This window comes from Clostridium sp. DL1XJH146 (assembly GCF_054819755.1).
In genome coordinates this window covers 1-4,476 of sequence record NZ_JBTVVN010000083.1, presented here as the reverse complement: position 1 = coordinate 4,476, position 4,476 = coordinate 1, and the positions used below count along the sequence as shown (strand labels likewise).

Below are 4,476 nucleotides of genomic sequence, written 5' to 3'. Positions count from 1 at the left end.
AGATTAAATTATGAGGCAGTGAGTGATGTAATTAGTGAGTATCGTGTAAGTAAATCAATTAGTCAAGATTGGAAAAAAGAAATTGAAAAAGATTTTGACAGGCGTGGAAATTGAATTAGATAGATTTTTAAAATTATAAAAGTAAATAGAAATTTTTGAGTACATAGACAGTAACTGTCTATGTGTATTTTTTATAATGGGTATGTAGACTAGATTAATTAATATAAAAACAAATATTTAGGAGGCTTCAAAATGAAGAAAAGTATATTGATAATTATGTTAGCTATATTGGCGGTTATATTTAATGGATGTAGTGACAAACGAAATAATGTGAATGAAAAACCAAAGGAAGAAAACGAAGTAGCGATGAGTGATACAGATGAAGAAGTTATTTTAAAAGATGATGAAGAAGATACAAATGTCAATGTCCGTAGTAGAACTGCAGTTATAAATGAAATGCATAATATGTCAAATACTTTAATAGTTGCAGATGACATTTGGACTGAGGAAGATATAACAGATAGTTCTGTATCAAAACTAATTAAAGAAGTATCCTCATCAGATTTTAAAGATAAGGAAAGATTATTAGAAATTTTAGAAAGGTGGAAAGAAGAAGATTTTTCTCAAGGAGTGACAGATCACAATTATCTGTGGAATCAGTTAGGAGGTACTATAGGAAGAGCAACTGCACTAAGAGAACAATATAAATAATAAGCTAGATGAAGAGCTTTCCGTAGATTTCAAGTTCAAGGACGTGTAGAGAACAAGGGTGGGAATTAATCAGTGTTATTGGAAAAGATTAAAACTATAAATTAAAGAATATTGATAGGGGTGTATTAGTATGGATAAGAGAGATATATTAAATATGTTATTAATGGACAAGGATTTTCAATTATTAGAGGATAAGCTTAACGATAATACAATATTTCACATATTAAATGTTGAGAAAAGAGAAATTACACATTCAGCTTTTGTAGGATGGTTATTAGATCAAAATGCTTCACATGGAATGAGTTATAAGCCATTAAAAAGTATGATGATTCAAGCTTTTGCACTTACAACCCAAGGAAATGATAATTTTGGAAATCATAAATTTATAGATCCTATTGTTATTGATAAATTAGATTTTAATAGCGTACAAGTTGAGACAGAACATGCTATCAATAATGGAAAGAGAAGAATGGATATACTCGTTAGTATTGCGGGAAATGAGGATGAAATAATTCCAATTCTGATTATTGAATATAAGGTTGAGGCTAAAGAAACAAATAATCAAACAGTAGATTATGCAAAATGGGCTAGAAATTCACCTAAGTATTTAGGGGAATATGAACCACTTCATCTTTATATTGTGCCTGATGATAATGATGAATCTTCTCCAGCGGAACCTTTCGTTATTATGGATTATGATAATTTTGATCAGTGGCTACGTCATTTAAAGAACTATGAAAAAACTTCACAAGCAGAGTTTCTACTAAAAGAATTTAGGAGTTGCTTAAAAAAGCAGCAGTATATGTTTGATGATTATACTAATGATTTGGTAGATAGAATAAGTAAAAAGCATGAAAAAGAATTAGCGGAACTATCGAATATAAGAATTAATGAAATGGATTCAGAAATTAGAAATAGCTTAAGATTACATAAAAAAGCTTTTGAGAAATTAGGACTTAATTTTTATAATAAAGTATCTAAAGGAGAATCTGAATTCATAAAATTATTTAAGGAAAATTTGGAAAGGGGTATTTCCAAAGAAAAATGGAAATCCAATAATTCTAATGGATGTATTAAGATTGTTAGTATTGATTTTGAAAGAAAATTGAGGCAGTTAGATAAAGAACTATGTAATAAAATTCGTCTTCAATATTGGATGGAAAGACCTAGTAGACAAAGTGCTACTATAAAGGTTGAAATAACAGGCGATGGGGCTAAGTATAAGAGTATAAAACTAAAGCTTTCAAATTCTTTGAAAACTTGTTTTGATGAGGATGCTGTAATAGTTAAAGGTAAAGAAACTGTTGGAGTAGTTATTTCAATGAAAGTAAGCTTACCAGGAGTTTATGATATTGAAGAGGATAATCTTGATAATGTAAAAAAATATGAAGATACTGTTGTAACTGCTGTTAATAGGTTTACAACTTATTTTAATGAAGAAAAGGTACTTTATTGGATTGAAAATAATCTTCCTAAAATTGTTGAGCAATATAATTTTGTAGAAATTTTAGAATGAGTAATGTTGGTTAATTATGAGGAGCGGGGTTATCAATCAGATGAAAGGGGTAAGTACAATGAAAAAACCTCAGGCACTTCTTTACATGTATAAGATTCTAGCTAAAGGTGGAGTCTTAAATAAAAAAGAATTAGCTAATAAGCTAGAAGTAAGCACTAAAACTGTAGAAAGATACATAGAGGAGATTAATCTTAGCTTACAGGAGGATCTGGAAACAGATTTTTTAGATGTAGCTGTGAAATATAATAAAAAATTAAATGGGTATGTACTAAAATCTATGGAGAAATTATATATATCAAAAGAAGATATATTGACTATTTCAAAAATATTATTAGAAAGTAGGGGGCTTTGTAATAGTCAGATGAACTTTTTACTAGACAAATTAGTTGCAAACTGCTGTAATAATGATGAATCTTTCATTAAAAAAATCATATATAGTGAAAAAGCTAATTATGAAGAACCAAGACATGGGGATGATAAGTTAATTGAAAAAATATGGGATTTGAGTGAAGCTGCAAGAGAAAATAAAAAAATAATAATTGATTATACCAAGATAGGTCCCAATGGTAAAGTAAATGAAGTAAGCACCAAAAGAAAAGTAATACCTCAAGGTATAATGTTTTCAGAGTATTATTTTTATTTAATTGCTTATATAGATTGGGAGGATAGTTTTAAGCCTATGGGTACAATTCCTTATAGATTAGATAGAATTAAAGACTATATTATAACTGAAGAAAGATTTGATATAAATGAAATACCTAAGTTAGAGGAAGGTGAGATTAGAAAAAATAGTCAGTTTATGTACTTAGGAAATAAGGAGCATGTGGAATTTTTATATACAGGAAGATCTTTAGAAGCTGTTGAGGACAAGCTACCAAAAGCTAAAATTACAACACTTAAAGATGGACAATATTTGGTAAAAACAGAAGGCAGTACTAGAGGGCTTAAATTTTGGATTCTCAGCCATGGTGAAGCAATCGAAGTCTTAAAATCAAAGGCCTTTAGAGAAGAAATAATAGATACAGTAAATAAATTATCACAAATATATGGAGGAGATAAATGATGAAAAAAATGAAGCTAAAAACTATAAAGGTAATAGTATTAAGTATGACGATTTTATCAGTGATTATGATGAATGGATGTGCAAATAATCAGAGTAATAATAAATCATCAGATGATAATGAAGTGATTATGGATAAAGATAATTCTACCATTAATGAAGAAAATAATGTTGATGAAGAAGAAAATGAGATTGGCAGTGGGGAATATACAGCTATTACGAAAAGAATGGATTTGTCACTTGAAGGATTAGGTGACAGACAAAGTCAAGTGGAAAAATTATTTAAACATTCATTTTTAATGATTGATGCCTATCGAGTTGGAATAAGTGAATCTGACGAAGAAGGATGTTTTTCTATAGATCCTGAAGAATTTAATAATATGTTACAGGAAGATTATGATGAGTTTAAAGAATTATTCGAATCTGAATTAGCACAAATAGAAGAACTTGGAGTAGGGGTTGAGGAAGAAAATTATATTGAAGGAAGAGTTACTAATCCCTTTTCTGGAGAAAATGGAGACTTACTTGCAATAGTATGGGAAGTGAATAAAGCATACTATAGTGGTATAAAAGAAGTAACTAATAATTCAGATATAGTATTAACTCATACTTTAAGTACAAACACAAAAATTGAGGAAACAAGAGATGTACTACAAAGATATTGGTTTTACTTATTTGGCGGAAAATTTGAAGTTGAAGGACTAGTAGAGAATTAGGGTAGATATTGAGTAAGACAGTTCATTATGGGACTGCTTTTTTCTTTGTATAGAAATCATTAATATTTAAATATATAACTAGAAATTTAAAAATCTTTAAAATTTATTGTAATAAAATTTAAAAACATACAATTTCTGTCATATACCCCGTGATACTATACAGATAGTTAAAAACTATATAAGATATTTGGAGGGAAAAGAATGAAAAATTCAATTTCAAGAACTGGTGAAATGGTGTTAGGAATTCTAGGTGTTGTTTCAGGGTTAATAGGTTCATTTATAGCAGTATTTATGGGTGGCTTATCAGAGGCAGTTTCAGGTGATTCAAGTGGTCTTGGAGGACTGTCATTTGCAGCATTTATTTTTGCTATGGTAGGTCTTGTTTCAATTATACTAATTAAAAAACATAAAAAAGTATCAGCTTGGGGATTTTTAATCTCAGGGATAGGGATTTTTATTTCTATTTCATTTGC

The 4,476-nt window shown here is 29.0% G+C and carries 5 protein-coding genes; all 5 read left to right on the top strand.

The genetic code is table 11. The features are described 5' to 3' along the window. Positions 1 to 252 precede the first annotated feature (252 nt). Positions 253 to 711, top strand: a complete 459-nt coding sequence (locus tag ACVHXK_RS18510) for a DUF6241 domain-containing protein (protein WP_461207890.1) — start codon at positions 253 to 255, stop codon at positions 709 to 711. A 130-nt stretch (positions 712 to 841) separates the two neighbouring features. After that, the gene (locus ACVHXK_RS18505) at positions 842 to 2,227 is read left to right on the top strand and encodes a PD-(D/E)XK nuclease family protein (protein ID WP_461207889.1); all 1,386 of its coding nucleotides are present in this window, start codon (positions 842 to 844) and stop codon (positions 2,225 to 2,227) included. Between the two features lie 58 nt (positions 2,228 to 2,285). After that, the gene (locus ACVHXK_RS18500; protein ID WP_461207888.1) at positions 2,286 to 3,290 is read left to right on the top strand and encodes a helix-turn-helix transcriptional regulator; all 1,005 of its coding nucleotides are present in this window, start codon (positions 2,286 to 2,288) and stop codon (positions 3,288 to 3,290) included. Beyond that, entirely contained in the window at positions 3,287 to 4,003 is a 717-nt protein-coding gene (locus tag ACVHXK_RS18495) for a hypothetical protein (protein ID WP_461207887.1), read from the top strand. The genes ACVHXK_RS18500 and ACVHXK_RS18495 overlap by 4 nt, the downstream gene beginning before the upstream one ends. 201 nt (positions 4,004 to 4,204) lie before the next feature. Further along, a partial coding sequence (locus tag ACVHXK_RS18490) for a DUF4064 domain-containing protein (RefSeq protein WP_461207886.1) occupies positions 4,205 to 4,476 on the top strand: 272 nt, incomplete at its 3' end.